General features: G+C 52.2%; 24 protein-coding genes and 1 pseudogene. 8 read left to right on the top strand and 17 right to left on the bottom strand.

Annotated features, from left to right (window positions below; translation table 11 throughout):
- The first annotated feature begins 203 nt into the window (after positions 1-203).
- Positions 204-1,061 (top strand): tRNA 2-thiocytidine(32) synthetase TtcA, encoded by an 858-nt coding sequence (ttcA, locus tag LDL70_RS08980; RefSeq protein ID WP_033316122.1) that lies wholly within the window; start codon positions 204-206, stop codon positions 1,059-1,061.
- A 12-nt stretch (positions 1,062-1,073) separates the two neighbouring features.
- A complete protein-coding gene (locus LDL70_RS08975) occupies positions 1,074-1,898 on the top strand; it encodes an inositol monophosphatase family protein (RefSeq protein WP_225684888.1) in 825 nt (274 codons plus the stop codon).
- 47 nt (positions 1,899-1,945) lie between these two features.
- On the opposite strand, the gene LDL70_RS08970 is transcribed toward LDL70_RS08975, so the two are convergent.
- The 9 genes from LDL70_RS08970 to purC form a co-directional block, all read right to left on the bottom strand.
- Complete coding sequence (locus LDL70_RS08970; RefSeq protein ID WP_238481724.1) at positions 1,946-3,130, bottom strand: multidrug effflux MFS transporter; 1,185 nt, start codon at positions 3,128-3,130, stop codon at positions 1,946-1,948.
- A 678-nt stretch (positions 3,131-3,808) separates the two neighbouring features.
- Positions 3,809-4,141: a Grx4 family monothiol glutaredoxin gene (grxD, locus tag LDL70_RS08965; RefSeq protein WP_022711528.1), complete on the bottom strand. Its 333-nt coding sequence runs from the start codon at positions 4,139-4,141 to the stop codon at positions 3,809-3,811.
- Between the two features lie 260 nt (positions 4,142-4,401).
- Positions 4,402-4,635 (bottom strand): BolA/IbaG family iron-sulfur metabolism protein, encoded by a 234-nt coding sequence (locus LDL70_RS08960; protein WP_022711527.1) that lies wholly within the window; start codon positions 4,633-4,635, stop codon positions 4,402-4,404.
- A gap of 304 nt (positions 4,636-4,939) precedes the next feature.
- The gene (purL, locus tag LDL70_RS08955; protein WP_151159020.1) at positions 4,940-7,171 is read right to left on the bottom strand and encodes a phosphoribosylformylglycinamidine synthase subunit PurL; all 2,232 of its coding nucleotides are present in this window, start codon (positions 7,169-7,171) and stop codon (positions 4,940-4,942) included.
- Between the two features lie 101 nt (positions 7,172-7,272).
- The gene (locus tag LDL70_RS08950) at positions 7,273-7,671 is read right to left on the bottom strand and encodes a hypothetical protein (RefSeq protein ID WP_116087579.1); all 399 of its coding nucleotides are present in this window, start codon (positions 7,669-7,671) and stop codon (positions 7,273-7,275) included.
- Positions 7,672-7,764: 93 nt separating this feature from the next.
- The gene (locus LDL70_RS08945; protein ID WP_022711524.1) at positions 7,765-8,415 is read right to left on the bottom strand and encodes a glutathione S-transferase family protein; all 651 of its coding nucleotides are present in this window, start codon (positions 8,413-8,415) and stop codon (positions 7,765-7,767) included.
- 93 nt (positions 8,416-8,508) lie between these two features.
- Entirely contained in the window at positions 8,509-9,180 is a 672-nt protein-coding gene (purQ, locus tag LDL70_RS08940; protein ID WP_022711523.1) for a phosphoribosylformylglycinamidine synthase subunit PurQ, read from the bottom strand.
- Between the two features lie 173 nt (positions 9,181-9,353).
- Positions 9,354-9,596: a phosphoribosylformylglycinamidine synthase subunit PurS gene (gene purS / locus LDL70_RS08935; RefSeq protein ID WP_022711522.1), complete on the bottom strand. Its 243-nt coding sequence runs from the start codon at positions 9,594-9,596 to the stop codon at positions 9,354-9,356.
- 107 nt (positions 9,597-9,703) lie between these two features.
- A complete protein-coding gene (gene purC, locus LDL70_RS08930) occupies positions 9,704-10,468 on the bottom strand; it encodes a phosphoribosylaminoimidazolesuccinocarboxamide synthase (protein WP_022711521.1) in 765 nt (254 codons plus the stop codon).
- 314 nt (positions 10,469-10,782) lie between these two features.
- Between purC and LDL70_RS08925 the strand changes: the two genes are divergently transcribed.
- Both LDL70_RS08925 and LDL70_RS08920 read left to right on the top strand, forming a co-directional pair.
- Complete coding sequence (locus LDL70_RS08925; protein WP_075654849.1) at positions 10,783-11,103, top strand: DUF1476 domain-containing protein; 321 nt, start codon at positions 10,783-10,785, stop codon at positions 11,101-11,103.
- A 160-nt stretch (positions 11,104-11,263) separates the two neighbouring features.
- Complete coding sequence (locus LDL70_RS08920; RefSeq protein ID WP_225688473.1) at positions 11,264-12,028, top strand: HpcH/HpaI aldolase/citrate lyase family protein; 765 nt, start codon at positions 11,264-11,266, stop codon at positions 12,026-12,028.
- Between the two features lie 34 nt (positions 12,029-12,062).
- On the opposite strand, the gene LDL70_RS08915 is transcribed toward LDL70_RS08920, so the two are convergent.
- Positions 12,063-12,611 (bottom strand): alpha/beta hydrolase, encoded by a 549-nt coding sequence (locus tag LDL70_RS08915; RefSeq protein WP_075654850.1) that lies wholly within the window; start codon positions 12,609-12,611, stop codon positions 12,063-12,065.
- Between the two features lie 330 nt (positions 12,612-12,941).
- On the opposite strand from LDL70_RS08915, the pseudogene LDL70_RS08910 reads away from it, so the two are divergent.
- Positions 12,942-13,739, top strand: a pseudogene (locus LDL70_RS08910) (VOC family protein); the annotation flags it as partial.
- A gap of 156 nt (positions 13,740-13,895) precedes the next feature.
- On the opposite strand, the gene purB reads toward LDL70_RS08910, so the two are convergent.
- From purB to LDL70_RS08875, 7 genes are all read right to left on the bottom strand, one after another.
- A complete protein-coding gene (gene purB, locus LDL70_RS08905; protein ID WP_075654851.1) occupies positions 13,896-15,209 on the bottom strand; it encodes an adenylosuccinate lyase in 1,314 nt (437 codons plus the stop codon).
- 112 nt (positions 15,210-15,321) lie between these two features.
- Complete coding sequence (gene rpe / locus LDL70_RS08900) at positions 15,322-15,999, bottom strand: ribulose-phosphate 3-epimerase (protein WP_075654852.1); 678 nt, start codon at positions 15,997-15,999, stop codon at positions 15,322-15,324.
- 115 nt (positions 16,000-16,114) lie between these two features.
- Complete coding sequence (locus tag LDL70_RS08895) at positions 16,115-17,038, bottom strand: lipid A biosynthesis lauroyl acyltransferase (RefSeq protein ID WP_220159890.1); 924 nt, start codon at positions 17,036-17,038, stop codon at positions 16,115-16,117.
- 88 nt (positions 17,039-17,126) lie between these two features.
- Positions 17,127-18,155, bottom strand: coding sequence for a zinc-binding dehydrogenase (locus LDL70_RS08890; protein ID WP_075654854.1), 1,029 nt, complete (start codon positions 18,153-18,155; stop codon positions 17,127-17,129).
- A gap of 56 nt (positions 18,156-18,211) precedes the next feature.
- On the bottom strand, positions 18,212-19,486 hold the full coding sequence (locus tag LDL70_RS08885; protein ID WP_225684886.1) for a beta-ketoacyl-ACP synthase: 1,275 nt from the start codon (positions 19,484-19,486) through the stop codon (positions 18,212-18,214).
- A gap of 12 nt (positions 19,487-19,498) precedes the next feature.
- Entirely contained in the window at positions 19,499-20,662 is a 1,164-nt protein-coding gene (locus LDL70_RS08880; RefSeq protein WP_225684885.1) for a beta-ketoacyl-ACP synthase, read from the bottom strand.
- A 226-nt stretch (positions 20,663-20,888) separates the two neighbouring features.
- Complete coding sequence (locus tag LDL70_RS08875) at positions 20,889-21,170, bottom strand: acyl carrier protein (protein ID WP_022711508.1); 282 nt, start codon at positions 21,168-21,170, stop codon at positions 20,889-20,891.
- A 445-nt stretch (positions 21,171-21,615) separates the two neighbouring features.
- On the opposite strand from LDL70_RS08875, the gene LDL70_RS08870 reads away from it, so the two are divergent.
- The 3 genes from LDL70_RS08870 (at position 21,616) to LDL70_RS08860 (ending at position 25,163) form a co-directional block, all read left to right on the top strand.
- On the top strand, positions 21,616-22,497 hold the full coding sequence (locus LDL70_RS08870) for an AEC family transporter (protein ID WP_370637633.1): 882 nt from the start codon (positions 21,616-21,618) through the stop codon (positions 22,495-22,497).
- A 115-nt stretch (positions 22,498-22,612) separates the two neighbouring features.
- Complete coding sequence (locus LDL70_RS08865) at positions 22,613-24,070, top strand: NAD-dependent succinate-semialdehyde dehydrogenase (RefSeq protein ID WP_022711505.1); 1,458 nt, start codon at positions 22,613-22,615, stop codon at positions 24,068-24,070.
- Between the two features lie 343 nt (positions 24,071-24,413).
- The gene (locus LDL70_RS08860) at positions 24,414-25,163 is read left to right on the top strand and encodes a DUF1045 domain-containing protein (protein ID WP_022711504.1); all 750 of its coding nucleotides are present in this window, start codon (positions 24,414-24,416) and stop codon (positions 25,161-25,163) included.
- The last annotated feature ends 18 nt before the right edge of the window (positions 25,164-25,181 follow it).

The raw sequence follows: 25,181 nt of genomic DNA, 5'->3' as shown, positions 1-25,181 counted from the left end.
AGGCGGCTGAAAAGCCGCTTCTTTGTTGCGAACAGGGGCAGTTCGCTTTATTCGAGGCTCTAACAGCAGTTTTTTGCAGCAGAGATATTATGAATATTCACGACACAGCCCTGAATGGCGGCGCAGTTTCAGATGAGCAGGATCAGGCAGCGAAACCTGCGCCGGTTTCCGATATCAGTCAGGAACTGGATGATTATGCATCCATGAGTGATGAGGATATGAGCGGCGACGGTTGTCACCCGCTGTTCCGTAATGTGCCGTCCTCGGTCGGGTTCAACAAGCTGCGCAAGCGCCTGCTGCGTCAGACCCGTCAGGCGATGGATGATTTCGCCATGGTGCGTCCGGGCGACCGCTGGCTGGTGGCACTGTCCGGCGGTAAGGATTCCTACGGTCTTTTGGCGCTGCTGCTTGATCTGAAATGGCGCGGTCTGCTGCCGGTTGATCTGATTGCCTGCAATCTCGATCAGGGACAGCCGAATTTTCCGAAACATATTCTGCCGGATTATCTGACCAAAAATCAGATTACCCATCGCATTGAATATCAGGACACCTATTCGATCGTGACGGATAAGGTGCCGGAAACCCAGACCTATTGCGCACTTTGCTCCCGTCTGCGTCGCGGTAATCTCTACCGCGTTGCGCGTGAAGAGGGTTGCTCGGCGCTGGTGCTTGGTCATCACCGTGAAGATATTCTCGAAACCTTCTTCATGAACCTGTTCCACGGTGGCCGTCTGGCTTCAATGCCGCCGAAATTGCTGAATGATGAAGGCGATTTGCTGGTGTTGCGCCCGCTGGCCTATGCGGCGGAAGATGATCTGGCAAAATTTGCCACAGCGATGGAATTCCCGATCATTCCTTGTGATCTGTGCGGCAGTCAGGACGGTTTGCAGCGCAATATGATGAAGGCGATGCTGACCGATATTGAAAAGCGTATGCCGGGTCGTAAAGATACGATGATCCGCGCGCTGGCCAATGTGCGTCCGAGCCATTTGCTGGATCGTAAGATTTTTGATTTTGCGTCGCTGGTAGCGCCGGAACTATCCTCCTCCTCAGAAGAATAACGGAAGCAGACTATGTTTGATCATCACGAGATTAACTGGCTGGCTGATTTGCTCAGCTCGACCGCTGACACTGAAATTCTGCCGCGCTTTCGCCGGCTGGACAGTGGCGATATCCGCCAGAAAACCTCGGCTGCTGATTTGGTGACTGAGGCTGATGTTAATTCGGAAAAGGTGATCACTGCTGCTCTGCGTGAGCGCTTTGCCGGTGCGATGATTGTTGGTGAAGAAGCCTGCAGTGACAATCCGGCGCTGTTGGATGGTCTGAATTCTGCGGATCTGGCTTTCACTATTGATCCGGTGGATGGCACATTCAATTTCGCATCCGGCGTGCCGCTGTTCGGCGTCATGCTCTCGGTTAATATCAAGGGCGAGACCGTTGCCGGTATCATCTATGATCCGATGGGGCGTGACTGGCTGATCGGTGTTAAAGGGGCGGGTAGCTATATCCGACGTGCCGATGGCAGTGAACATAAAGTGCGTGTTGCTGACGCTCCGGCGCTCAAGGAAATGACTGGCTGTGTGTCATGGCAATATCTGCCGGAGCCGGATCGTACGCTGGTTGCCGGTAATCAGGCGAAGTTTCTCTCGCATCTCGGCTATCGCTGTGCAGCGCATGAATATCGCGTGATTGCTACCGGTTCTGCGCATTTTGCGGTCTATAACAAGCTGATGCCTTGGGATCATCTGCCCGGTAATCTGATCCATCAGGAAGCCGGTGGTTATACTGCGCGGCTTGACGGCAGTGCTTATAGACCGGGTCATGTTGATGGCGGTTTGATTATCGCGCCGGATACAGATAGCTGGCAGGCGATCAAACAGGCGCTGTGGCAGAAGTAATTATCTGTTTAATAAAGAAAAAGGCCGCATTAAGCGGCCTTTTTCTTTTATTTCTCAATCACATGCTGCGGTGAAGGCGATACCGCGCGGAACAATTTGCCCTGTTCCGCAATCAGCACAAACACCATCGCGATAGCACCGACAATGAAATAGCCAAGTGCCATTGGTACGGTTGTGCCGTTGAAGGACTGGCCGATCAGCATACCGATGGCTGCACCGGTCAGTGACTGTACAAAGCCGAGCACGGAAGAAGCCGTGCCTGCAACCTGTCCGAGCGGTTCCATCGCCAAGGCGTTGAAGTTACCGCCGATAGAGCCGAAGCAGAACATAATCAGTGCAAAAATCACAATATAAATCGGGAATGGCACAGGGCCTTCAAAAAACACTGACAGCAGGAACAGTAGCAGGCTGAGGCTGATAAATGTAATCAGCAATACCTGCGAAATACGGCGCATGCCGAAACGTCCGACCATCCGTGAATTCAGGAAGGCGGACAGTGCCATGAAGGCGGCAACGGCAGCAAATGCCACCGGAAAGCCGCGTCCCAGATCATAAATGCCGACATAAATCTGCTGTGCAGAATTGATGAAGCCGAACAGCGAGCCGAGCATGAAGGATGCGGCCAGCGTGTAGCAGAATGCCACGCGGTTACCGATAACAATGCCGAAGCCGCTGATAATGGATTTGGCTGTGAAAGGACGGCGGTTTTCCGGTGCCAGAGTTTCCGGCATACGGGAATAGGCCCAGAAGCCGATCACACAGGCAAACAAAGCCATAAAGCCGAAGATCATATGCCATTCGGAGAAGATCAGAATGACCTCGCCGGTTGCCGGTGCAATCACCGGAACAATCATGAAGACCATCATCGCCAGCGACATAATTTCAGCCATAGCGCGGCCGGAATAGCGGTCACGCACAATCGAAACAGTCATGACGCGGGTAGCAGCAGCACCGATCCCCTGCAGGAAGCGCAAAACCAGCAGCATATTGAATTCCGGCACCCAGACGCAGGCCAGCGAGGTGACGACATAAATGCCGATACCGATCAGCAGTGGCTTCTTACGGCCAAAACGATCACTAATCGGGCCATAAAGCAGCTGTGAGACTGCAAAGCCGAACAGGTAAACTGTAACGACATATTGGTGATGGTTCGGTGTCAGAACACCGAGAGAATTGCCGATTTCGGCCAAAGCGGGCAGCATGACATCAATAGCCAGCGCATTGATTGCCATCAGTGCCGCGATAAGGGCAATAAATTCCGGTCTGGATAATTTAAATCCGTCGGAGGCTTGATTGCCGGATGCAGATACCGCATCTGCAGGAAGTTCACTTTTCATCTTTTACATGCCTTGTCCGGCCGGAAATACGGTCGGAAAAATCTATTGCGGATCAGCAACCGGCAGACTGATGATGACACAATTTGCTATTGTTGTGTCTGTGGCCGGATACTGAAGCGATGTTCCGCAAACCGCTGAAACTCGGATTGTTTACGGAACAGAGGTGTTTTGAATAGCGCGCAGGCAGAAACAGTCCGGTATCTGCCGAGCTATAAAGGGCGAAAGCCGTGCAGCCTCAAAACGGTTACAGGGGCGTCCGCAATCTTGTGACCTGAAACTTCAGGAAGGGCATTTACCGCAGCAATTCGATGCAGCCTTATGCAGGCGGTGCCGCAGATAAATACTGTTTGAAAATATTGATACCGGAAAAACTTTTCGCCGCATTCGTGAGATACTGCGCTCAAATTTCTGGCGAAGCAGTTTTACAGGCCGGTATATTCCAACATATAGGGATTTGCGCAGAGCGCAATCTGGCCGGAATGATAAATTCTATTTAATAGTTTAAATGAAAAAAAACGGCAGAAGATCTGCCGTTTTTTGATAATCACATATTCGTGAAGTCTTTGCTGCGGATCAGGCTGCCTTGGTGGCAATGCCTTTTTCAGTCAGCAGAGCCTGCAATTCACCGGCCTGGAACATTTCACGCACGATATCGCAACCGCCAATGAACTCACCTTTTACATAAAGCTGAGGAATAGTCGGCCAGTTGGAATATTCCTTGATGCCCTGACGGATTTCGTCAGAAGCCAGAACATTGATGCCTTTGTAGTCAACGCCGATATAATCCAGCACCTGAACAACCTGACCAGAGAAACCGCATTGCGGGAAATCCGGTGTGCCTTTCATGAAAAGCACGACATCGTTGTTTTTGACTTCATTATCGATAAGCGCAGTGATGCCGCTCATGGGAGTGTCCTTTCATTGCCGGCGGGACAAATTCCGCCAGAGTTAGGCTTTAGAGCATTTCCGGTTTTGATTGTATCAGAGTAAATGCTCTATTTCTTTGTTTTAACGCATTTCCTGACGCAAAACCGGTTCCCACTTTTGCTGGAAATGCTTTAAATAGTTGCTGCTTTTTAAGCGATGCGGGAACCATTTTCCAGAACGCCTGTTGCCGCAGGGTATTTTGTGAGCCTGACTGCACTGCACTCAGGCTCAGTGAATTGTTATTCCGGTGCGCGGGTCTGCAATGCCAATGCGTGCAACACGCCGCCCATATTGCCGCCAAGTGCGTCATAAACCATCTGATGCTGCTGAACGCGGGTTTTACCGCGAAAGGCTTCCGCTACGACTTCGGCAGCGTAATGATCACCGTCTCCGGCAAGGTCGCGGATGCTGACAACAGCGCCGGGAATGCCTGCCTTGATCATGTCTTCAATATCACCAGGTGCCATAGCCATATTAAAATCCTCCGAGAGCATTTTTTCTGATCAGAGTGTGCCGCGACCGATCTGTTCTGTCGCACCAGCTCTGTTTTTTTGTTTTAGCATCTTGTCCAAAACCTGTCTTAAGCTTTTGGGGATACTCTTCTTAAATTGGAGCCTGCGTCTCGGTGTTTCAAGACGCAGGCTCCGTTATTAACGGGTATTAAAATCTAGAGCGTGTCGCGTTTAATGGAACTGATAGCGATCGCTCTAGATTCTTTTCATTGTCGCATGTTCGCGAACGCTAAATGAAACCATTTAGCTGCGCCATGCTTTAGTATCAGATTTCGCCGTTCATATAGTCAGGGAACCATGATTCATAGGCCTGATGCAACTGTTCAACAGATACGGGCTTTGCGGAACCGAGGATAACAGACTTACCACCGGTGCGACCGATGAATGGTGCTGCAATACCGGCTTTTTCTGCGCGGCTCTGTACCTGTGCCAGATTGGCTTCGGTCACGGTCAGCACATAACGTCCCTGATCTTCACCGAAGAAGGTGAGAACCGGATTATGGGCTGCCGGTTCATTAATGGTTGCGCCGATTTCGCCTTTGATAGCCATTTCAGCCACAGCCTGAGCCAGACCGCCCGATGAGCAGTCGTGAACAGCTGTCACCAGACCATCTTCGATCAGGCCGCGAACGAAATCGCCGGTCGCTTTTTCATGCGCCAGATCAACATGCGGAGCAGGGCCGTCGATGCGGTTATGAACGTCACGCATATAGGCGGACTGGGCAATATGTGTACCCCAGCCTTCCGGTGCGCCTGCGAGCAGAATGGCTTCGCCTTCGCCCGCAAAGCGGATGCGTGCCATTTTCGACCAGTCTTTGATCAGGCCAACGCCGCCGATGGTCGGTGTCGGCAGAATGCCCTGACCATTGGTTTCGTTGTAAAGCGATACGTTACCGGAAACGATCGGGAATTCCAGCACGCGGCAGGCTTCGCCGATACCCTTGATCGCATGAACCAGCTGGCTCATGATTTCTGGACGCTCAGGATTACCGAAATTGAGGTTGTCGGTCGAAGCAAGCGGTGTAGCACCGGTTGCTGTCAGGTTGCGCCAGCACTCGGCTACAGCCTGCTTACCGCCTTCAAACGGATCTGCTTCCACATAACGCGGTGTTACGTCGGAAGAGAAAGCCAGCGCTTTGGTTTCATGACCGTCAACACGGATCACACCGGCATCGCCACCCGGCAATTGCAGGGAATTGCCCTGAATCAGCGTGTCATATTGTTCATAGACCCAGCGGCGGGATGAACCATTGGCGGAATTGAGCAGCTTGATCAGGCTGTCAGCAATATCGGCAGCCGGTACATCATCGGCAGCCAGCGGTTTTGGTGCAACAGCCGGTGTCCACGGACGATCATATTCCGGAGCCTCATCACCGAGTTCCTTGATCGGCAGATCGGCAACCTGTTCACCCTGATGGAAGACGCGGAAACGCAGGTCATCCGTGGTTTTACCAACGATAGCAAAATCCAGACCCCATTTTTTGAAGATCGCCTGTGCTTCTGCTTCCTGTTCAGGACGCAGCACCATCAGCATGCGTTCCTGACTTTCCGAGAGCATCATTTCATAGGCAGACATCTGCTCTTCGCGCACCGGTACGGTGTCGAGGTTCAGCTCAATGCCGAGATCGCCTTTGGCGCCCATTTCAACGGCGGAGCAGGTGAGACCGGCAGCGCCCATATCCTGAATGGCGATAACCGCACCGGAAGCCATCAGTTCAAGACAGGCTTCAAGCAGGCATTTTTCAGTGAACGGATCGCCAACCTGAACAGTCGGGCGCTTTTCATCAATCGATTCATCAAATTCAGCCGATGCCATTGTCGCACCGCCAACGCCGTCACGACCGGTTTTCGCACCGAGATAAACAACCGGCAGGCCAACGCCTTCAGCCTTGGAATAGAAAATCGCATCGGATTTTGCGAGACCCGCTGCAAAAGCATTGACGAGAATGTTGCCGTTGTAACGGGCATCAAATTCAACTTCACCGCCAACTGTCGGTACGCCGAAAGCATTGCCGTAACCGCCAACGCCGGAAACAACACCGGAAACGAGGTGGCGGGTCTTCGGATGGTCTGGCTCACCGAAGCGCAGAGCATTCATGGCTGCAACCGGACGCGCACCCATGGTGAATACGTCACGCAAAATACCGCCAACGCCGGTAGCAGCGCCCTGATATGGCTCGATATAAGACGGGTGGTTGTGGCTTTCCATTTTGAAAACAACGCAATCGCCGTCATCAATATCAACAACACCGGCATTTTCACCCGGGCCCTGAATAACGCGCGGGCCGGTTGTTGGCAGAGTGCGCAGCCATTTCTTGGAGGATTTATACGAGCAATGCTCGTTCCACATTGCCGAGAAAATACCCAGCTCCGTAAAGCTTGGCTCACGACCGATCAGGTCAAGAATGCGCTGGTATTCGTCGGGCTTGAGGCCGTGTGAGGCAATCAGTTCCGGTGTGATCGGGTAATCATTACGGATTGACTTTTTGCTGTCCATATCGGTGTCGCTGTCTTCTTTGATCTATGAGCCGGAGCTCGGATATGTGATAGGTTCGATGCTTAATTCTTATGTGCCGCCAGCTTCGCTGGCATAATCGGTTAGCAGCTTTTTTGTCCGGAAGCCCAGCGCGCTGTATCGCGCTCGATGCGTTCGGAAAGCGGGCTTTGCATTAACGGGCCGAAACGCTCCATCCGTCCCGGATTGCCTTCTGCCTGCACAACCAGCAAAGGCCGGTCATTCGGGTTCTTTGCTGGGACGACGAGAATACGCGGTCGGCCGGTATAAGAAACCAGTTCCGGCGCCAGCGTATATTGGCGGAACTGAGGGTCGCCGGATTTAAACCAGCATTGCTTAGCACCAAGCGCCACGCGTTCCATGGTCGCCAGAGCTGTATGACTGACATTACCCGATGCGGGAGACGGGGATTTTTTAGACGCGAGACATCCGCTTAAAGCAACTGCGGACAAAGCCATTACAATTATATGCGCCAATTTCATTAAAGACTGAGCTCCGCAGAGGAAATGATTGTATGGTATTTCAGCATTTGCAAAGCCTGACCATTGTTTGTCAGGCTTTGCATATTTTGGGCATTAACTAGCTTTCGCCAGAGCTTTGCGGGCATCTTGCATTTCGCCTAAAACGGCAGCGATTTCAGGAATACCTTGGGCATTGGTCTGATAGCCTTCAATATTCGGGCAATCGTCCAGAATGGTTTCAAAACCCGGAAAACGACGCAGGCTTTCCAGCAGGAAGCGCGTTGGTGCAAGCCATGCATCCGCCAGTGTCACATGCTCACCCAATGCATATGGGCCGGAAGAAATACGGTCTTCAACGGTTTTTAGCGCATGGTGTACATGGTTGAAGACTTTCGCTGCTTTATCCGCAGGAAGCGGATTGGCAGGGCCTGCCAGCAAAACAGGGATGATCGACGGCAGCACATCCAGATCGAGCAGACGCATAATGATGCGAATTTGTGCGCGGTCTTTTGGATCAGCGGGCAGCATCGGTTTTTCAGGGAAACGCTCTTCCAGATATTCTGCAATTACAGAGGCTTCGAACAATGTTTCACCAGAACCGGTGACCAGCACAGGAATGCGGCGCATCGGGGAGATTTCACGGAAGCTCTCCGGCAGCGGTGGTCCGGCAGGCGCATCGATCAGTTTCAGCGGCAGGTCTTTGACCTCAGCAATAATGCGGATAAAGGCGCAGTAGGGTGATAAAGGCTTGTTATAGAGCTTCATAGTACTTCCTCCCGTTTTGCTGTTATGCAGGTCATGCTGCTGTAAAAGGAAATGCCCGCGCCGCGTTATTGCGCAAAGCGGGCATAACCTGATTTAGGAAGCCAGACGATCCAGCGCCGATGCAAACAGCGCGCGGCCGTCGGTACCGCCATGCGCCTGTTCGATCAGATTTTCCGGATGCGGCATCATGCCGAGCACATTGCCTTGTGCATTGGTAATACCGGCAATGTCATTGACTGAACCATTCGGGTTGGTGCCTTCCGCATAACGGAACACAACCTGACCATTGTCTTCGATCGATTTCAGAACATCGCTTTCGGCAAAATAATTGCCGTCATGATGGGCAACAGGGCTGCGGATGATCTGACCCTGTTCGTAACCGCGGGTGAAGACTGTCTGATTATTGGCAATTTCGAGCTTTACTTCACGGCAAACGAATTTCAGCGAAGTATTACGCATAAGCGCGCCCGGCAGAAGACCTGCTTCGAGCAGAATCTGGAAGCCGTTGCAGACACCGATGACGCGCACACCGGCTTCTGCCTTTTTGCGCAATGCCTGCATCACAGGCATACGGGCTGCAATCGCACCGCAGCGCAGATAGTCGCCGTAGGAAAAGCCGCCCGGAATAACGATCAGGTCAACATCAGGAATTTCTGTGTCGGTCTGCCACACGGTCTGCGGAGCTTTGCCACCGATTTTCGTCAGTGCGGCAATCATATCGCGGTCGCGGTTCAGGCCGGGAAGAAGGATAACTGCTGATTTCATAGTGCAGATTACTTTCTTTTAATCCAACGCAGTAGCGGACGGATCGGAGCGGAAAATTATCAGCCGGCGAACTGCCGGTAATCTGATTGCCCGTAAAGGCGGTTTCCGCTTTTCCTGCAACTGCTTTAACTACTCTTCATAATATGATGTCAGATGACATCAAAAGAAAGAGATCAGGCGATGTCGAAGCTGTAATCTTCAATAACGGTATTGGCGAGAAGCTTTTCGCACATGGCTTTCAGCTCGGCTTCAGCCTTTGCTTTGTCCGCAGTTTCAAGAACAACATCAAAAACCTTGCCCTGACGTACAGAATTGACGCCATCAAAGCCGAGGCTGCCGAGAGCGCCGACAATGGCTTTACCCTGAGGGTCGAGAACGCCGTTTTTCAGTGTGACGGTGACGCGTGCCTTAATCACTTTGTTATCCTGTATTTTAGAAGAGGGAATGTACAGTCTCCGCAACGCGGAAATACTGCCTGAAAGACACAGCCCGGAAAGCGGCAGACTTCCCGGGCTGAAATGACTTATTTAACCAGTGTCGGGCCGGTAGGGCGCGGCGGCTCATTCTCGTTGATAATGCCGAGACGGCGTGCCACTTCCTGATAGGCCTCAACCAGACCACCCATATCGCGGCGGAAACGGTCTTTGTCCATTTTCTCGTTGGTGGCAACATCCCAGAGACGGGCTGAGTCCGGCGAAATTTCATCGGCCAGAACCACGCGCATCATGTCACCTTCGAACAAACGGCCGCATTCGATTTTGAAATCGACCAGCTGAATGCCGACGCCGAGGAACAGGCCGGTGAGGAAGTCGTTGATACGGATGGCAAGTGCCATAATATCATCGAGTTCCGCAGGGCTTGCCCAGCCAAACGCAGTGATATGCTCTTCGGAGACCATAGGGTCATCGAGTGCATCGGCTTTGTAATAGAATTCAATGATTGAACGCGGCAGAACGGTGCCTTCTTCAATCCCCAGACGCTTGGCCAGTGAGCCGGCGGCAACATTGCGCACAACGACTTCAAGCGGAATGATTTCGACTTCTTTAATCAGCTGCTCGCGCATGTTGACGCGGCGGATAAAGTGGGTCGGAATGCCGATCTTGTTCAACTGCGTAAAGATGTATTCGGAAATGCGGTTGTTCAGCACTCCCTTGCCATCAATCACTTCATGCTTTTTGGCATTGAAAGCGGTGGCATCATCTTTGAAAAACTGAATGAGCGTGCCTGGCTCCGGTCCTTCGTAAAGGATCTTGGCCTTGCCCTCGTAAATACGGCGGCGTCGATTCATGGGGTTTAGGAACCTCTGGGGTTTGCTGAGACCGTTTTGAGACGTCTCGTCTCATCCCGATGTTTCAGGAAGCGGCCACTGCAGCCGCAATGTCTGCGTTCCCTAGCGCAAATGATAACTTTTAACAATCATCCTTTATGCCGCTATGCTGTTTTTCAGTGATTGTTTTATGCTTTTTCTGTGCGCAGCCTCTGGTTGTGCCATTATGCGAACCCTATATGCCTAAAGCAGCCACGCATTACACTGTGATTTCGTTGCGGGCGGCGTATAATAAAGATCAAGAATAAACCGACTAACTGATATGTGAGGGACCTATGAGCGGAATGGACGAACGTCGCAATACATTCGAAAACAAATTTGCCCATGACGAAGATCTGCGGTTCCGCGCGATTGCCCGGCGCAATAAAATGCTTGGCCTCTGGGCTGCTGAAAAACTCGGCAAAACCGGAGAAGACGCACAGGCTTATGCCGGTGAAGTGGTTCGTGCAGATTTTGAAGAAGCCGGTGACGAGGATGTTATTCGCAAAATTACCGCTGATTTCAGTGCCGCATCGGTCAATGTCAGCGACGCTGAATTGCGTGTGCAATTGCTTGATTTGCTTGAGGAAGCTGCCAAGCAGATCAGCGCTGAATAATCAGTCTTTATAGAACTTCTGAAAAGCCGCACGGAACGCTCCGTGCGGCTTTTTTATTTGATGTTTACTGTGAAGCGCATAGACGCCTTTTTCATTGCGCTCTAAGGTGTCCGTCGGGAACATTCTGAAATATAAGACACATACAGGTGCATTCATGACAATATCACACTCTTTGGCCACCCGTTTGCGCTCCGGCGAAACGGTTCGTTCCGCTTGGAGTACTATCTCTGATCCGCTTTTGCTGGAGAATATCAGCGCTCTGGGCTTTGATGCGGTGACGATGGATATGCAGCATGGTTCGCATACCGAGGCCAGCATCTGTCAGGGTATCGGCACGATAAAAGCTGCCGGTAAGCCTGCTATTGTGCGTATTCCAGTTGGTCGCTTTGATACAGCCAGCCGCGCTCTGGATTTCGGAGCCAATGCGGTGATTGCCCCGATGATCAATTCCGTTGAAGATGCGCAAGCCTTTGCCGCTGCCATGAAATATCCGCCGGTAGGAGAGCGCTCATGGGGGCCGCTGCGCAGTGATATCAGCTACGGGCAGGCCGGTTCCAATGAATATTTGCGCACGGTCAATCAGGAAACATTGAGTTTTGCGATGATTGAGACCCGTGCAGCCTATGAGGCACTGGATGATATTCTGGCTGTGCGCGGAATTGATGGTGTGTTTGTCGGGCCAGCGGATTTCTCAATTGCATGGAGCAACGGCCGTGAAGCCAATCCGCTCTCCGAAGATATTGTTGAACCGCTGACGCGGATTGCGCAAAAAGCAGCCGCAAGCAACAAGCTGGCCGGAATTTATGCTCCCAACAGCGCATTCGCCAAACGGTATAATGCTCTGGGCTTCCGTTTCATAACGCTGGCCTCGGATCGGGGCTATCTGGCCGCCGGTGCATCGGCAATGCTTAAAGCATGGGATTAATAATAAAAAAGCCGCTTTTAAGCGGCTTTTTCTTTCAGAGCTTGGACAGAAACTGGGTGAAGACCATGGTGCCTTCAGGCCATGGGCCATGTCCGGATTCCGCATTAATGTGACCGGCTTCACCGGCATCAATCAGCAGCGAGCCCCATGCATTCGCAATATCTTCTGCCGACTCAAATTTTGAGAACGGATCATTGCGGCTGGCAATGGTGATGGCCGGAAACGGCAGGCGCTCACGCGGATAAGGGCCGAAAGTCATCAGATGTTTCGGACGAATCGTTTCATCCAGCACATCCGGCGGCGCGACGAAAAAGCCGCCGACAACCTTGTCTTTGATATGCGGAATAGCATGCACAGCTGTTGGCACACCCAGCGAATGCGCGACCAGCACGACAGGCTTGGTTGCTTCCTCAACATGCTTGATGAGGGAAGCAACCCAGTCTTCGCGAACAGGCTTTGACCATTCCGCCTGCTGCACACGGCGGGCGGTGGAGAGCTTATTCTCCCAGCGTGTCTGCCAGTGGTCAGGACCGGAATTGGTGTAGCCGGGAATGATGAGGATATCTGCGTCTTTAACTTTCATATGCCTGATTTACTCTGCCTGAAGCGTTTATTCAATATTGCTTCTGCGTATCTCTGCCTGGCGGAGAGCGCAGTTTTCACTGCCATTCATATTATTATTCAGAGACATATTTTAAAGATGATGCCGTAAATTGTTTCATCTCAGTGGACAGTTTTGCGATTTATGCAGTGATTGTATTTTATTTTGTGAACAGCGTGTTTGCCGCTCTGTGTATTGCAACTTGTCCGGCGACGAGCGATTTATAGGTTATCTGAAAGTAACCGCTAAGCCTGTTATTGCTGTCGGCAGACAATTCCGCGGTGCAGAAACGGGGATGAAATTATGACAAGATTACCATTTGCAGTGACACGTCCGGCCTATGTTGAACGCGTCGGACTGAAGTCGCGCGATGCTGAAACGCTGGCGCAATATTATGAAAATATTGTCGGTCTGCGTGAAATGGCACGCCGCGGCTCCTCGATTATTCTTGGCGCAGGCGGGCGGGAGTTGCTGGAGATTGAACAATCCTCGGCATTGAAGCCGGAAGATCCGCGCAGTGCCGGTTTGTTTCATACCGCTTTTTTGTTGCCTGAACGCGCTGATCTGGCACGCTGGATACGTCGCGCTATTGACAAGCAGCTGCCGGTTGCCGGTGCATCCGACCATGCGGTGAGTGAAGCTGTGTATCTGACCGATCCTGATGGCAATGGTATTGAGATTTATACTGATCGTGCGCCGGATACATGGAAGTGGAGCGGCGATCAGGTGCATATGGTGACCGATGCAATGGATGTGAACGGTCTTTTGCAGGAGTTGAACAATGCGCCGTCTGAGTGGACAAAAGCGCCGGAAGGCACTGTTGTCGGCCATGTGCATCTGCGTGTCGGGCAAATTCAGCCTGCGGATGACTGGTGGCATGATGAACTGGCATTCGATACCGTAGCAAAATACGGCTCAAAGGCGGTGTTTCTGTCTTCCGGCGGTTATCATCACCACATTGCCAATAATATCTGGCAGAGTGCTGGTGCGGGTAAACGTGATCTTGACCGCAGCGGCCTGTCTTTTGTGCAGATCAATGATACGCGTGACGTAAAAACGCGCGTGATTGATGATCCGTGGGGGAATGAAGTCCGCATCAATAAAATCTGAATGTCTGATCTAAAAGTCGCCCGACTTGGCTGCAAATGGCGTCTGCCGCTTTTTGATTCAGACATTGGTCGCCTCTATGCAAAAAAAAGCCCCGCCTGAAATTTCAGGCGGGGCTTTTAATTGCTTGAATATAAGCTCGATTATTGAAACACGGTATTATTTTGCTTGCGTGTTAAACACGCGGTTGAAAATCGTATCAACGTGTTTGGTATGATAGCCGAGGTCGAATTTCTCGCGGATCTGCTCTTCGGAGAGTGCTGCGCGGACTTCCGCATCGGCCAGCAGTTCTTCGAGGAAGTCTTTGCCCTGTTCCCATACCTTCATCGCATTGCGCTGAACGAGGCGGTAGGAATCTTCACGCGATACGCCGGCCTGAGTGAGAGCCAGCAGCACGCGCTGCGAATGCACCAGACCGCGGAACTTATTCAGGTTGTTCATCATGTTCTCAGGATAAACAAGCAGCTTCTCAATTACGCCGGTCAGACGGGCAAGGGCGAAGTCGAGCGTGATCGTCGCATCAGGGCCGATCATACGTTCAACGGAAGAGTGCGAAATATCGCGCTCATGCCACAGAGCCACGTTTTCCATCGCAGGCAGCGCCATGGAACGAACCATGCGGGCAAGACCGGTCAGGTTTTCTGTCAGCACAGGGTTGCGCTTATGCGGCATTGCCGACGAACCCTTCTGACCCGGTGAGAAATACTCTTCGGCTTCCAGCACTTCTGTGCGCTGCAGATGACGGATTTCAACAGCCAGACGCTCAACAGAAGAAGCGATAACCGCCAGAACCGAGAAATACATGGCATGACGGTCGCGCGGGATAACCTGTGTGGAAACCGGCTCGGCTTTCATGCCGAGCGACTTGGCAACATGTTCTTCAACGCGCGGGTCGATATTGGCGAATGTGCCAACCGCACCGGAGATAGCGCAGGTTGCGATTTCTTCGCGTGCAGCAACCAGACGGGCGCGGCAGCGTTCAAATTCCGCATAGGCCAGTGCCATTTTAACGCCGAACGTAATTGGTTCAGCGTGGATACCATGGCTGCGGCCAATGGTGATGGTGTCTTTATGTTCGTAAGCGCGGGTTTTCAGCGCTGCCAGCAGCTTGTCGAGATCAGCGAGCAGCAGGTCGCTGGCACGCATCAGCTGGACGTTGAAGCAGGTGTCGAGAACGTCCGACGAGGTCATGCCCTGATGGATGAAGCGGCTGTCAGGACCGACAAATTCAGCCAGATGGGTGAGGAATGCGATCACGTCATGTTTGGTGACAGCTTCGATCTCATCAATACGGGCAACGTCAAATTTCGCCGCGCCGCCTTTTTCCCAGATGGTTTTCGCGGATTCTTTCGGGATAACGCCGATTTCAGCCAATGCATCACAGGCGTGAGCTTCAATCTCAAACCAGATGCGGAATTTGGTTTCCGGCGACCAGATGGCAACCATTTCAGGGCGGGAATAGCGCGGGATCATGTGCGTTTCCTAACAGCAAAGATAGAAGTACCGGTTGCATTTACGGGAGAGATGAACCGGTTGGTTAAAAATGCATCAGGCGGATATTGCTATCCGCCTGATGATCAAAGTTTTAAGCGCGGCCTTGCTCCGCAGCCTTGCGGATTGCCTCGACATTGGCACGGTAACCTTCAAGATTGCCGGCCTTATAAATGGAGGAACCGGCCACCAGAGAATTTGCACCGGCTTTGGCTGCAGCACCGGCATTTTCTGCCGTGACACCACCGTCAATCTGCAAATCAATCGGGCGGTTGCCGATCAGTGCATTGAGCTGTTCGATTTTTGGCAGCATGGAGGTGATGAATTTCTGACCGCCGAAGCCCGGATTAACAGTCATTGCCAGAATGAGATCAACATCATCAATCACATTTTCCAGCACCGAGGCAGGGGTACCCGGATTGATCGCAACACCGGCCTTTTTGCCGAGGTTGCGAATGGCCTGCAGCGAGCGGTGCAGGTGAGGGCCTGCCTCTGCGTGAATGGTGATGATGTCCGAACCGGCCTTGGCAAATGCTTCGAGATAAGGATCACAAGGTGCAATCATCAGATGGGTGTCAAACACTGCATCTGTATGCGGGCGAATTGCCTTTACCACATCCGGACCAAAAGTGATGTTTGGTACAAAATGACCGTCCATCACGTCGATATGTATCCAGTCTGCACCGGCAGTCACAACATCTTTGATTTCCTGACCAAGCTTGGAAAAGTCAGATGCGAGAATGGAAGGTGCAATGATAATCGGGCGGGACATGAGGAGATCCTTGTTTCTAAGCCTTGAGCGAGGCTCTGTTCCGTTTGCAGGCGGTTAGCACGCTATGCGCATCCATACAAGTTTATGTGAAGTCGCATGTGCCTAAAGTCATGGATTAGCCCCAACGTTTGTGGAACCACATCCATTGTCCCGGATATTCACGCACCCATCCTTCAACCGTGTCGTTGAGCAATTGGGCAGTGGCAGCAATATCCACCTGACCATTTGCATCACGCGGCAACTCCATCGCTTCCGACAATTCCAACCGATAGCGACCGCCGGGAAGACGGATGCAGCGTGCCGGATAAACATCGCAATCATATTGACGCGCAAGTTTGGCCAAAAGCGGATTGGTCTTCACCGGCAGGTTGAAGAATGTGCTCGGCACGCCGCGGGCGAACTTCTGGTCAACCAGCATACCCACATTGTCATCCTGACCGAGAACAGCAGCGAGTGACCATGCAGCACCGGCTTTGGATGGTACCAGATGCCCCATATTGGTTCGGCGGGCTTTCAGCACTTTGCGGGCGATGAACGGATTATTCGGCGGGCGAAAGAGTGCGGTGACATTGAGGCCGAAAGTTGCAGCGCAAATCGGCAGCAATTCAAAATTGCCGGTATGGGCGGTGAAGAAAATATGCGGCTTTTTCTCATCGAGCAGACGACGGAAAATCTCTTCGCCCTCTACTTCGATCAGACCTTTTTCTTTCGCATCCGGATCAAAATCGAAGATCGCATCGAGAAATACATATTCAGCCAGCAGACGCGCCATGCTGTCCCACATTTCCAGCGCGATTTCTTCAATCTCCTGAGGAGATTTTTCCGGATAGGCATTGGCGAGATTGCGTGTTGCCACTTTATGACGCGACGACAGCGGGCCGATTTTGCGGGCAACCCAAGCGGAAAACCGGATGGCGGCTTTGGCAGGCAGCAAACGAAGCAGCGCCAGCAAAATGAAGACTGCCTGCGCCCACAGCCAGTAATTGGCAACTTTCAGCTTTTGCCAATATTTGAACGCAAGGAGTTTCAGCTTGAACATGTGGTGCCTTAAGTCTTGATAAATTTACAGCGACCTGTGCGTTAAAACACAGGGCGCTGCAAGATAATCCGCATTGATAAATTGAGGATCAGTCAATTTTCAGAATGATTTTGCCGAAGACGTCACGGGTTTCCATGCGCTTCAGAGCTGTGTCGATATCTTCAAAGCCGACCACAGTATCAATCACCGGAGAAACGATGCCCTGAGCCATTTTCTGCATGGCATCGGCCATGTTTTCCATACGGCAACCGAAGGAACCGAGCAGTTTAAGCTGCTGCTGGAACAGCATCATCAGGTTCATATTTGTCGAAACACCGGAGGTGGAACCGCAAGTGACCAGACGGCCGCCACGCTTCAGCGACAGCATGGAGCCAGCCCATGTATCGGCACCAACATGCTCGAATACCACGTCGACGCCTTTTTTCTTGGTGAGCTTGCGCATAACACCTTCAAAACGGTCTTCACGGTAGTTGATAACGTGATCGGCACCGAGCGCCTTGGCTTTTTCGATTTTGTCGTCTGAACCAACTGTGGTGTAGACGGTGCAGCCCATCTTCTTGGCAAGCTGAATAGCAGCCGTACCAATACCGGAACCACCGGCCTGAATGAGAATGCTTTCACCCGGCTGCAGCTTGGCATTGTCGAACAGCATATGTTCAACGGTACCGAAAGTGACAGGGGCAACAGCCGCACCGATTGCATCAACACCCGGAGGTGCAGGGATCAGCAGGCGTGCTGGCAGATTAACAGCCTCACAGGCGAAACCATCGAGGTGGAAGCCATGAACACCGGAAACATGTTCGCAAAGATTGTCGCGGCCTTCGCGACAGGCTTTACACAGACCACAGGTGCGTGCGCCGTAGATTGACACCAGCTGACCCGGCAGAACATTGGATACGCCTTCGCCGATTGCGGTGACAACGCCCGATGCTTCCGCACCGATCACCAGCGGCATTTTGCGTTTGGCAAAAGCCATGCCGCGCCAGCCCCATACATCGATATGGTTGAGGGCAACCGCTTTGATATTGACGGTAACTTCACCAAAGCCTGGCTTTTCAGGAGCCGGAATGTCGGTGATTTCCAAGCGGCGGTCATCGAGGAGCTGTAATGCGCGCATGTTTGAGTTCTATCCTTATTAAATTTTGAGTGCCTGATCGGGGAGCGCAAAGCCGCTTAAAGCGGCGCTGCAACCACGAGGCTGGCATTCTGACCGCCAAAGCCGAAAGAGTTCGACAGAATGGCAGTAACATTGGCATCCCGTTTTACATTCGGCACCACGTCAAGCGCGATAGCCGGATCAGGATTGTCGTAATTGATGGTCGGCGGCAGTGTGCCTGTCTGAATGGTCAGCAGCGAGAACACGGCTTCAATCGCACCGGCAGCAGTCAGCGTATGACCGATCATCGACTTGTTGGAAGAGACCGGAATTGAGCTGATGCGTTCACCGAAGACGGAGGACAGAGTGTGATACTCCATCTTGTCGTTTTCCGGTGTCGATGTGCCATGGGCGTTGACATAGCTGATATCGTCAATGGTCAGACCTGCATCATCCAAGGCTGCACGTACGGTGGCGATAGCAGGTGAAGCATCTGGGCTGGAACGGGTGCGGTGGAAATCATCCGCCTTTTCGCCGCAGCCTTTGAGAATACCGAGAATTTTTGCACCGCGGGCAATAGCGCTTTCCAGCGATTCCATCACCAGAGCGCCGGAGCCTTCAGCCATCGCAAAACCGTCACGGTCTTTGCTGAATGGCTTGGACGCTTTATGCGGCTGATCGTTTTGTGTGGACAGCGCCGAGAGCAGCGAGAAGCGGATGAGTGCTTCGGCAGAAACAGAACCGTCTGTACCAATGGCCAGAACGCGGTCGCTCTCGCCACGGCGAATGGCTTCAACGCCGGACTGAATAGCGGTCGCACCCGATGCGCAAGCTGTGGACATGGTTACAGGCAGGCCGCGTGTGCCGAAAATATCTGCCAGACGCTCGGCAATATAGCCGAACTGCGTGGTGTTGAATTCATCCATACGCGGATTGTTGCGGCAGGCTTCCAGCAGCAGCTGATAGCTTGGCTCACCCTGATTTTTCACCAGAGCATCCAGCGCAAAGCGGCTTTTCCAGTCGAGTTCAACCGGTGGTGCAGCCAGAAACAGCGGGCCGCCGAAATCGGTGACCGACAGACCGGACTGGGCAATGGCTTCTTCACCGGCGAGACGCGCCAGTTTTTCAGACAGAGCAGACGCGCCGATTGTGCTTTCCGGCAGAAAATCAACAGTACCGGCGATGCGGGTCTTGAGATTTTCTATTGGGAAGCGGTTGATTTCGTGAATACCGGACTGACCGCCGGTCAGGGCGTTCCAGTTATCTTCCTTGCCGGTTCCCAGCGGGGAAACAACACCGGCACCGGTAATGGCTACGAGAGGGCGGCCGAGATGATCGGTAAATTTTGACATGGTGACCTCCGATCAGGCTTTTACAATAATGGCTGCACCTTCGGAGCGGGTGGCTCCGACGGTCAGTGCTGTGGCGCGGTCAAGCGCACCGCTGCGTGCTGTTTCATCACCGGAAAGCGGAGCAAAAGCTTCGCCTTTCCAGACGCTGAGCGCGGCGAGTGCGAGTGCCAGCGGGAACTGTGCTTCACGCATATGGCCGAACAGGCCGGATACACCGCGATAGCTGGCACCCTTGGCACTCAAAGCTGCTTTTTCTGCGGCTGTCGGCTGCTGGGCACCTGATGCACCGGTCACAACAAAACTGTTGTCTTCAATCAGTGCTGAAACAGTTGCGGTAAGATCTTCTTTACCACGACGGATTTGGCCGCTGGAGATAGATGCAATCTCACCATAGGCGCGGGCACCACGGGCTTTGGCATGTTCTGCTTCTTCGAGAACGAGGAAGATGCCGCCGGAACCGGTGATCATACCGCCGCCCTGCGAGCCTTCACGTGCCCAGACCGGAGCCCAGCCGTCGGACTTCAGGAAACCGCCGAGCTCATGGCCGAGCAACATGTCGAAATGTTCCGCATTGTAAGAACCGCCCACGAGCGCATGGGTGCTCTGGCCGGTACGGATGCGGGCTGCTGCGGTTTCCACAGCGGAAATGCCGGAGCCTTCTTCACCCATGAAAGTGCGCGATGATCCGGTAACTTTATGAACAATCGAAATATTACCGGCAAGCAGATTGGAAAGCTGCGCCAGAAACAGCGTCGGGCGCAGTTCTGTGGAGAGCTTTTCGTTGAGTATCAGACCCGGTTGGTTATTGCCGCGGCCTGCATCGAGAATTTGTGTGTCGACGCTGATATCGCGTTCGCCGCCACCGGCGCTCACAATCATATCCATTGTGGAGCAGAGCGCTTCATTCTCTTTGATGCCGGCATCCTGCAGGGCAAGACCTGCTGCATAGGTGCCGAGACGCTGCCATGTTTCCATCTGGCGCTGGTCGGAGCGCTTCGGAATCTGCTGAGACCAGTCAACTTCACCCAACGGGTGAACTGTGTAAGGAGCGAAATTCTCTGTATCGAGCTTCGGCTGCGTCCCTGCTGATGTGAGGGCAGACCAATGGGCTTCCACGCCTTCACCCAGAGAGGTGATGAGGCCGATGCCGGTGATGAGAACTTTTTTGCTGTGCATGAGCTGCTCGCTTGATTTCCGGTCGTAACTTACCCGAAGGCAGGATCTTACAGTGGTATAATGATGACAGGGACAGATTTATCCCTGAAACATACTTATCAATGACAAAAGCCGCATCAAGCGGCGATCAATGTTTTGTGATTTACTCACATTTATATAAACCACTGCCTGTAAAAAAACGCGCGGTATGGTTTGTTTTCCACACTGCGCGTCAATTTAACTTAAATTAGGCCTGTTTGGCAGCGACGAGTTCGTCGATTTTTGCGCAGAGATTCTTCAGAACGAAATATTCTTCAGTATCTGCTTTGCCTTCGTTCACTTCCTGAGTCCACTGTTCCAGAGGAATCTTGATACCGAAAGCTTTATCAATTGCGAAAACGATGTCGAGGAAATCGAGGCTGTCGATGCCCAGATCGTCGATTGTATGGCTTTCAGGCGTAATGGAAGCGCGGTCAATTTCGCTGGTTTCAGCAATAATATCAGCTACTTTGTCAAATGTTGAGGACAATTTGAAAATCCTTGTATCAGGCCCGAACCAGCAGGCATCGTTGTTTAATCAGGGCGTGTCTAGCGTTTTTCGCTCAAAAGGGAAAGATATATTCCCCCTCTGAGTAAGACCCTGAGAATATGAAGATCTTCCGCTTGTGCCATTTTGCAACAGCTTGTCTGATAAGCGGGGATCAATTTACACATATTATATTCTGAAAACCGTTATGCAATTTTCAGAATATGCCCTGACTGATCTTTCATATTGCGCAAATTTATGAAGAAATCAGCAAGAGTTTGGCGATTTACAAGAAATTTGTAAATCTGCGCAGGAATCAAGAATGCTTTAAAGCATAATTTCTTCGCGGCATTGCAGATAAGTATGGTGAAATATGGGTCTCGCGGCCACAATTACAATTATCTTCAGCATTATTATGCTTGGCTACCTATTTGCGAGGCTGAAGATATTGAGCGATACGACCGGAGACGGTCTTGCTGATTTCGTATTTGTCGTCTCTACGCCGTTGTTGCTTTTCCGCACAATGATGACTGCCGATTTTCAGTCGAGTAATCCTTGGGAATTGTGGCTGGTCTATTTTACCGGTGTCGTTATTGCATGGACTGCCGCGCATTGCGGAATCCGTTTCATGTTCGGCCGTGACCGTCGTGCAGGTGTGGTCGCCGGTGTGACCGGCGCTTTTTCCAATCTGGTTTTTCTCGGTATGCCGCTGATGCTCGGCGTTTACGGCGAGGCGGGGCTGGTGATTATTTCGCTGATTATCAGCATTCATATGCCGCTGATGATGGCCGCATCGCTGATGCTGAATGAATGGGCTTTGCGCAAGGACGGCATAATCAGCGGTGAAACTAGCCGTTATGACACGGCGGTTAAATTTATCACGTCTTTGCTGCGCAATCCGCTGGTTATCGGCATTCTCGCCGGATGGTTGGTACGCCTTTCGGGCTTTTCCATTCCGCAATTGCCGATGCAACTGATTTCAATGCTGGCAGATGTATCGGGGCCTTTAGCACTGTTTGCGATGGGGATGGGGCTGAAGAAATTCGGCATTTCCGGCAATGTGATTGCCGCCGGTGTGAATGCGTCTTTCAAACTGATGCTGATGCCTGCTGTGGTTTTTGCTATGGCATGGCTGGTCGGGCTGCCGCCTTTGACGGCTAAGGTTGCGATTACCGCTGCGGCGCTGCCGTCGGGCGTTAATTCCTATCTGATTGCCACCCGATTCGGCGTGGGGCAGGGCTTGTCTTCAACCTCGATGGTGCTGGCGACGGCCGCATCTGCCGTTACGCTGGCAATGTGGATCGGTCTGGCGCAGGCGGTTTGGGGGTGAGGCGGTTTTTCGCGCTGATCCCTTGACATTATCCGCGCCAAAGCCCTTGATCTGAGCGGGAAACAAGCATGCGATTTTGAGGGTAATTGCATGTATTGTCGTGAGGAGAGAAGTTATGAATGCGAATACCAGCCGGTTTATCAAACAGGCTAATCTGATCGGCGGCCAGTGGGTGGCTGCAGATAGCGGTGCCACGATCGATGTTATGAATCCGGCGACCGGCAAGGCGATCGGTACCATCCCGAAATCCGGTAAGGCAGAGACCGCGCGCGCGATTGAAGCTGCAGCGCAAGCTTTTAAAACCTGGCGCAAAACCACAGCCAATGAGCGCTCGCAGAAAATGCGCAAATTGCATGATCTGATTTTGGCCAATCAGGATGCTCTGGCTGAAATTCTGACCATGGAGCAGGGCAAGTCGTTCACGGAAGCCAAAGGTGAGGTAGCAAGCTCTGCCGCCTATATTCTGTGGTATGCGGAAGAAGCGCGGCGTGTTTATGGTGATGTGGTGCCGTCCCCTTGGGCAGATCGCCGTATTATGGTGACCAAAGAACCGGTGGGCGTTGTCGCAGCGATTACACCGTGGAATTTTCCGTCTTCTATGCTGGCACGCAAGATCGGCCCTGCTTTGGCAACGGGCTGTACAGTCGTGGTGAAACCGGCAACGCAGACACCTTATTCCGGTCTGGCATGGGGCGTGCTGTGTGAAGAAGCAGGGATTCCGGCGGGGGTAGTCAATATTCTCACCGGTTCTGCCAGCGAAATCGGCGGCGAACTGACCCGTAATCCGCAGGTTGCCAAACTGACCTTCACCGGCTCGACCGAAATTGGCAAGCTGCTGATGAAACAGACAGCAGGCACTGTCAAAAAAGTCTCGATGGAACTGGGTGGCAATGCGCCGTTTATCGTATTTGATGATGCTGATCTGGATCGCGCGGTTGCCGGTGCGATTGCGGCCAAGTTCCGCAATTCCGGCCAGACCTGTGTTTGTACCAACAGGTTCTTCGTACAATCCAAAATCTACAGCCGCTTTGTTGAGAAATTCACAGAAGCTGTGGAGCAGCTTAAAGTCGGCAATGGTATGGATTCCGGTACCCAGCAGGGGCCGCTGATTGATATGAATGCAGTCGAAAAGGTTGAAGAATTCATCGCTGATGCGACCAAAAAAGGCGGCCGCATTGTCACTGGCGGCAAGCGCCACGCACTGGGCGGCAGCTATTTCGAACCGACCGTGATTGCCGATGCCAAACCGCGTATGCGTTTCACTAAAGAAGAAATTTTCGGCCCTGTTGCTCCGGTTTATAAATTCAAATCCGAAGAAGATGTGATCGAACAGGCCAATAATACCGAATACGGCCTTGCCTGCTATTTCTATACGCAGGATCTCGGCCGCGCCTTCCGTGTGATGGAAGGGCTGAAATATGGTCTTGTCGGCGTCAATGAAGGACTGATCTCAACCGTTGAGGCACCGTTTGGTGGTCTGAAAGAGTCCGGTCTTGGCAAAGAAGGCGGACATCAGGGAATCGAAGACTATCTCGACACCAAATATGTCTGCATCGGCGGATTAGGCCTGTAAGCCTGAGCATATTTTAAATCGCCGGATGGCATATGGATATCAATGCCATCCGTTTCAGGCTGAGATTTTTGGCAGTTATCGGAAATCTTTTCTGACCTATTTTACCAAGGTGATTGCCGGACTGGCCAAAAGACGTTTAACTCTGTTGATTCAAAACGTCTTTTTGTAAAAACCTGTCCGGTGTTTTTCAGTTTTTTGGGTATTGAGGCGTTTTTTCAGCATCTTGTCATAATAGGTGCGGACTGTGATTGTATAGAGCCCGCATCATCAGGCCACTTATGGCAAAGCATGGTATGACATCGTCTGACATGCCGGTTCGTAAACCTGTGAAAAAGGGATTTTTATGCGATACGGAATATATTTCACACCCTCTGCTCATGATCCGTTGCTGCGGGTGGCTGCAAACTGGCTTGGCCGCAATGCTTTTAACGGTATGGTTGTGCGCACGCCGGTGATTGGTTCCGTCAGCCCTGATGAGGTCAGTGCTCTGACTGAAGAGCCGCGCCGCTACGGTTTTCATGCGACGCTGAAAGCACCGTTTCGCCTGCATGATGATTATGAAGAACATCAGCTTCTCTCTGCGATGATGCATTTTGCCTCCAGCTATCAGGCTGTACAGCTGCCTAAGCTTAAAGTTTCGCAGATTGGACCTTTCTTTGCGCTGGTCGTGTCCGAGCCTTGTGCGGAGCTTCAGCAGCTGGCTAATGATGTGGTGGTGCATTTTGAGCGCTTTCGTGCGCCGTTGAATGCGCAGGAACTGGCCAAGCGCAAGCCCGAGAAAATGGATGCGATCCACCGTGCCAATCTCGACCAGTGGGGCTATCCTTATGTGTTCGAGCAATTCCGCTTTCATATGACCCTGACCGGCGCAGTGCCGGAGGAAAAACAGGCGCATGTGCGTAATGTGCTGGAAGAGTTTTTCGCGCCCGTGCTGAATGAACCGGTCAAGATCACCAATCTGGCTCTGTTTACCGAGGCAGAATCAGGTGTACCATTCGAAGTGCACTCGCTTCACCCGCTGACGGGTAAGCCGGTTGCTGCGCAGAATACGGTTTCAGCGGAATTGCAGCTGGAAAAAGCCGCGGCTGAATAGTCCTATAAAACTTTAAGA

It is taken from the genome of Pseudochrobactrum sp. XF203 (assembly GCF_020341615.1).
GTDB classification, from domain to species: Bacteria; Pseudomonadota; Alphaproteobacteria; order Rhizobiales; family Rhizobiaceae; genus Pseudochrobactrum; species Pseudochrobactrum saccharolyticum.
The sequence above is the reverse complement of the archived record's forward strand: the minus strand, read 5'-3'. Positions and strand labels throughout refer to the sequence as shown.

Coding starts and splice junctions, on each gene's coding strand:
- LDL70_RS08865 (WP_022711505.1), top strand. CDS start 22,613: ATGAATGCGAATACCAGCCGGTTTATCAAACAGGCTAATCTGATCGGC.
- LDL70_RS08950 (WP_116087579.1), bottom strand. CDS start 7,671: ATGAAATTGGCGCATATAATTGTAATGGCTTTGTCCGCAGTTGCTTTA.
- LDL70_RS08890 (WP_075654854.1), bottom strand. CDS start 18,155: ATGCGCGCATTACAGCTCCTCGATGACCGCCGCTTGGAAATCACCGAC.
- purB (WP_075654851.1), bottom strand. CDS start 15,209: ATGATCCCGCGCTATTCCCGCCCTGAAATGGTTGCCATCTGGTCGCCG.
- grxD (WP_022711528.1), bottom strand. CDS start 4,141: ATGAGCGGCATCACTGCGCTTATCGATAATGAAGTCAAAAACAACGAT.
- LDL70_RS08925 (WP_075654849.1), top strand. CDS start 10,783: ATGAGCGGAATGGACGAACGTCGCAATACATTCGAAAACAAATTTGCC.
- purC (WP_022711521.1), bottom strand. CDS start 10,468: ATGAATCGACGCCGCCGTATTTACGAGGGCAAGGCCAAGATCCTTTAC.
- LDL70_RS08860 (WP_022711504.1), top strand. CDS start 24,414: ATGCGATACGGAATATATTTCACACCCTCTGCTCATGATCCGTTGCTG.
- purQ (WP_022711523.1), bottom strand. CDS start 9,180: ATGAAATCAGCAGTTATCCTTCTTCCCGGCCTGAACCGCGACCGCGAT.
- LDL70_RS08945 (WP_022711524.1), bottom strand. CDS start 8,415: ATGAAGCTCTATAACAAGCCTTTATCACCCTACTGCGCCTTTATCCGC.
- LDL70_RS08975 (WP_225684888.1), top strand. CDS start 1,074: ATGTTTGATCATCACGAGATTAACTGGCTGGCTGATTTGCTCAGCTCG.
- LDL70_RS08970 (WP_238481724.1), bottom strand. CDS start 3,130: ATGGCAATCAATGCGCTGGCTATTGATGTCATGCTGCCCGCTTTGGCC.
- LDL70_RS08915 (WP_075654850.1), bottom strand. CDS start 12,611: ATGAAAGTTAAAGACGCAGATATCCTCATCATTCCCGGCTACACCAAT.
- rpe (WP_075654852.1), bottom strand. CDS start 15,999: ATGTCCCGCCCGATTATCATTGCACCTTCCATTCTCGCATCTGACTTT.
- ttcA (WP_033316122.1), top strand. CDS start 204: ATGAGTGATGAGGATATGAGCGGCGACGGTTGTCACCCGCTGTTCCGT.
- LDL70_RS08895 (WP_220159890.1), bottom strand. CDS start 17,038: ATGTTCAAGCTGAAACTCCTTGCGTTCAAATATTGGCAAAAGCTGAAA.
- LDL70_RS08885 (WP_225684886.1), bottom strand. CDS start 19,486: ATGTCAAAATTTACCGATCATCTCGGCCGCCCTCTCGTAGCCATTACC.
- LDL70_RS08880 (WP_225684885.1), bottom strand. CDS start 20,662: ATGCACAGCAAAAAAGTTCTCATCACCGGCATCGGCCTCATCACCTCT.
- purL (WP_151159020.1), bottom strand. CDS start 7,171: ATGGACAGCAAAAAGTCAATCCGTAATGATTACCCGATCACACCGGAA.
- LDL70_RS08960 (WP_022711527.1), bottom strand. CDS start 4,635: ATGGCTATGGCACCTGGTGATATTGAAGACATGATCAAGGCAGGCATT.